Source organism: Flavobacterium sp. (genome assembly GCF_049590715.1).
Taxonomy (GTDB): Bacteria; Bacteroidota; Bacteroidia; order Flavobacteriales; family Flavobacteriaceae; genus Flavobacterium.
Genome location: NZ_JBAWDL010000013.1, coordinates 1 through 3,260, shown reverse-complemented (window position 1 = coordinate 3,260; position 3,260 = coordinate 1). Strand labels below are relative to the sequence as shown.

Genomic DNA, 3,260 nt, shown 5'->3' with positions numbered 1-3,260 from the left:
ATTCTCAGCACTTTATCGCAATCTTCCAAATCGAAACTAATGGAGGAGCTTGGAATTAACTTTGATAGATTTAATCTGATAATATCTGCGAGTACTCTATCCTTCATGTCTGTTTTGAAAACCTCGACCATTGTCTTGTATATTATGAAATTAATCTAGAAATAGCTATTCTTTAGAGGTATAGGGGTAGATGTAGCTTGCATTACAAAGAAAAGAGATTGGAAGATAGTGTAATTGTAAAAAATCATTTTTTTACAAAAAACATTAGATAAGAATAGAAGGTTAATAGGCAATGACACCTTGAATAAGGATTGTCTTAAAAAAGTTTTTTTTATCTAGTGGCTATATCAGAAATTACAAAATATCTGATGGTTTTTTACCAGTAATCGCCTTAAAGTCTTTTATAAAATGAGATTGGTCATAGTACCCCGCATTTAGTCCCTTTTCTGTGAGGGTAATTTCGTCGTTATTTTCGAATAAATTTCTAAAGCGAACAATGTTTGAAAACTTTTTTGGCGAGGTGCCCACCTGCTTCCTAAACTTTTTTTCAAAAGAGTCTCTGCTTATTGAAAATTTAGTTAATAACGATTTAATAGAAATAGACCCTTTCGTACTGATGATCTCAGAAATGGCTTCTCTTATAACACCATCAGTATGGGTCCATTCACTTTCTATGATAAGAAACTTTTCAATTACGTTTATTGAAGTTTTTATATTGTCGAAATCAATAACTGCTTCAAAAGTTCCGCCACAAGATCCAAGTAATGAATAGTGGTCGTCCCGATGTGGTACAGATGTGTCCTGCGAAGCATCAAACACATAGTCTTTTTTAGAAACAATTTGAACACCATCTTTTACAGTTGGTGGAAATTGATGTTCAGGAACATATTTTGTTTTCTTTGCCACGCTGGTACTTACAGATTTAAATACAAAGTTAGAAATAAATACTGCAGCCTCCGATAAATCGTAAGAGGATTATTGCCCATTCTTAATATTTAAACATATCTGCTATTACTCCTTTTGTACCAAATGCTGTAAATTAGGGTCATTCTTTATACGCTCCATTTCATTTTCAACGATATTCAATATTTCGGATTTTATTTGACGATAATTACTTTCAATTTCCTGTTTCAACTGGTCTACTCCTTGTGCATCTACAAAGGATAAAATCTCTGGAATCTTTTGATATGCTTTAGTTTCGGCAGTTACTTTATCATTATCCACAACAATTTCAGAGTGAAAAATCTTTTGCTCAATACGTTCATCAAAATTATCCGAAACAGCACCTACAAACATACCTTGTGTTAATGTTGAGATTTTAGAGGCTGGAATTAAACTATCTAATTGGGTTGATATGGAAGTTGAAGTATCATTTCTATTGATTGATAAACTCTGACGTTTTTGTAAAATTTTACCAAAACGTTCCGATAAATTTTTTGCTGTTTCGCCTACAACGTGACCAGAGAAAATATTACCCACAGTATTTTGGATAACCTTTGCTTCCTTGTCGCCATAATCCCTTGTTAATTGCGAGAAATCTTGAAAGCCCAAACAAACTGCTACTTTATTACTACGAGCAGTTGCGATAAGATCATCCAATCCTCTGAAGTAAATTGTAGGCAACTCATCTATGATAACCGAACTTTTTAATTGTCCTTTTTTGTTAATGAGCTTTACAATTCTTGAATTATACAAACCTAATGCTGCGGAATAGATATTTTGACGGTCGGGATTGTTTCCCACACATAATATCTTTGGTTCTTTTGGATTGTTGATGTCCAGTGAAAAATCATCACCTGTCATTACCCAATACAATTGTGGGCTAATCATTCTTGATAAAGGAATTTTAGCCGATGCAATTTGCCCTTGCAATTGGTCTTGTGCACCACCTTGCCACGCATCCATAAATGGTGAAAGATAATTTTCCAAATCAGGATATGAAGTGAGGATAGTGAACACATCCGAATATTTCTTGTTCAGCAATTCAATTGCGTGTGGGAATGTGCAATATTTGCCGTCCTCATAGATTTTCAGATACCAAATAATGGCAGCCAATAGAATGATTGGGCTTTCCACGAAAAAATCGCCCTGCTTCTGAATCCACGACCTGTTGAGGTTCAGCATTATGGTATAGGCTGCTTCGTAAGCATCTGAAATGTCCGTCATAAAGTCGGGATTAAGCGGGTTGCAACGGTGGCTCTTGCGTGGATCATCAAAGTTGATGACGTAAAATTTGGGTTTAACTTTGTACTTATCCTGATGCTTCAACAAATGATTGTATGCAATGGTGGAAAGATCGTCAAACTTAAAATCATAGATGTACATCGAAAAACCCTTTTCGATTTGTTGCTTGATGTAATTGTTTATAATGGCGTAGGATTTTCCAGAACCGGGAGTTCCTAAAACAATGGTTGCCCGAAAAGGATTGACAATATTTATCCAGCCTTCGTTCCATTTGTTTTTGTAATAAAATTTTGTGGGTAAATTGACAGAATACTCATTTTCCATCAGTTTAGTTTCTTGCTGAAAGCTTTCGTTTTCATTATTAAAAACATCATCCATCAGATTGGTACGAAGCAAACGGCTCATCCAAACGCCAGCTACCATTAAAGTAATATAGCCTAAAGCTGTGGTAAGAATGTAAAGAAATGTAGCTGTGTTTAATGATAACTTTAATAAAGGTGTATTCAGAAAAAACATAACAAAGCCAATCGCCAATGCAATATGAATTTTAGTCCAAGTAATTTTTTCGTTCTTTACGCCTTTTGTTCCTAAACAGCTTAACGCCAGTAATACTATTGCAAATACTTTGGTATATAAGGTATGTAAAAACAGTCCAGCAGTTCGTTGAAAATTGCCTAATACTTTGTTGATGAGTTCCAGTGTCCAGCCACGTTCTAAAAAGAAACCATAACAAAACCAATAAAGGTGCATTAGTACCAAAAGGATACTTACTGCTCGCATAAATGCCATAATCTTGGCAAGTCCTCTTAAATCGTCTTCTCCTTGCATTTTTTTATTTGTTAATGTTAGAGCGTGAATATAAAGGCTCTAAAGAATGGTTATAATAATTTGGAACTCATTGGCGATCAGTGACGGAGTTTGGCTTAACACTACGCATATTCATTTTTTTTTTATTTTCTTTGTATGATAATCTTAATTGTGCATAACAATGAAAGAAAACAAATATGATGAGGTGTCATTTTTCGAGCAATATGGAAAAATGAGCCGTTCGCAAAAAGGACTTGGCGGTGCAGGAG

Annotated in this window: 2 protein-coding genes; both read right to left on the bottom strand. The window is 34.7% G+C overall.

Annotated elements, in window-relative coordinates; all coding sequences use genetic code 11:
* Positions 1-354 precede the first annotated feature (354 nt).
* Positions 355-906 (bottom strand): helix-turn-helix domain-containing protein, encoded by a 552-nt coding sequence (locus WBQ70_RS00740; protein WP_423909184.1) that lies wholly within the window; start codon positions 904-906, stop codon positions 355-357.
* 105 nt (positions 907-1,011) lie between these two features.
* Positions 1,012-3,012, bottom strand: a complete 2,001-nt coding sequence (mobC, locus tag WBQ70_RS00735; RefSeq protein WP_423909181.1) for a conjugal transfer protein MobC — start codon at positions 3,010-3,012, stop codon at positions 1,012-1,014.
* Positions 3,013-3,260: the final 248 nt, after the last annotated feature.